The organism is Pseudomonas asuensis, assembly GCF_014646755.1.
Lineage (GTDB): Bacteria > Pseudomonadota > Gammaproteobacteria > Pseudomonadales > Pseudomonadaceae > Chryseomonas > Chryseomonas asuensis.
Genome location: NZ_BMNW01000070.1, coordinates 1 through 1189, shown reverse-complemented (window position 1 = coordinate 1189; position 1189 = coordinate 1). Strand labels below are relative to the sequence as shown.

Here is a 1189-nt window from a genome sequence, read left to right as displayed (position 1 = left end):
TGGCTAAAGAAAAATTTGAACGTAACAAACCGCACGTCAACGTCGGCACCATCGGCCACGTCGACCATGGTAAGACAACGCTGACCGCAGCCCTGACCAAGGTTTGCTCTGAAACTTGGGGTGGCTCTGCACGTAACTTCGACCAGATCGATAACGCTCCGGAAGAAAAAGCGCGCGGTATTACCATTAACACCTCCCACGTTGAGTATGATTCGGCCTCTCGCCATTACGCTCACGTTGACTGCCCTGGCCACGCTGACTATGTGAAGAACATGATCACCGGTGCTGCGCAGATGGACGGTGCTATCCTGGTTTGTTCGGCTGCTGACGGCCCCATGCCTCAGACGCGTGAGCACATCCTGCTGTCCCGTCAGGTAGGCGTTCCTTACATTGTCGTGTTCCTGAACAAGGCCGACATGGTTGATGACGCTGAGCTGCTCGAGCTGGTAGAAATGGAAGTTCGCGATCTGCTGAACACCTATGACTTCCCAGGCGACGATACTCCAATCATCGTAGGTTCTGCGCTGATGGCGTTGAATGGCAAGGATGATAACGAAATTGGTGTTTCTGCTGTGCGTAAGCTGGTAGAGACTCTGGATGCTTACATCCCTGAGCCGGTTCGTGCCATTGACCAGCCGTTCCTGATGCCAATCGAAGACGTGTTCTCCATCTCCGGTCGCGGTACTGTGGTGACCGGTCGTGTTGAGCGTGGTGTCGTGAAGGTGCAGGAAGAAGTCGAGATCGTCGGCATCAAGAACACCGTTAAGACTACCTGCACTGGCGTTGAAATGTTCCGTAAGCTGCTTGACGAAGGTCGTGCAGGCGAGAACGTAGGCGTGCTGCTGCGTGGTACCAAGCGTGAAGACGTAGAGCGTGGCCAGGTTCTGGCTAAGCCGGGCACTATCAAGCCGCACACCAAGTTTGAGTGCGAAGTGTATGTGCTGTCCAAGGAAGAAGGCGGTCGTCATACTCCTTTCTTCAAGGGCTACCGTCCTCAGTTCTACTTCCGTACTACTGACGTAACTGGTAACTGTGAATTGCCAGAAGGCGTTGAGATGGTAATGCCGGGCGACAACGTTAAGATGGTTGTTACCCTGATCGCTCCGATCGCCATGGAAGAAGGTCTGCGCTTCGCAATTCGCGAAGGCGGCCGTACCGTAGGCGCCGGCGTGGTTGCCAAGATCGTCGA

1 protein-coding gene is annotated in these 1189 nt (G+C 54.6%); it reads left to right on the top strand.

Translation table 11 applies throughout. The features are described from left to right. Nucleotides 1-1189 (top strand): elongation factor Tu (gene tuf, locus IEX86_RS24695; protein ID WP_188868787.1); only part of this gene is annotated, 1189 nt, incomplete at both ends.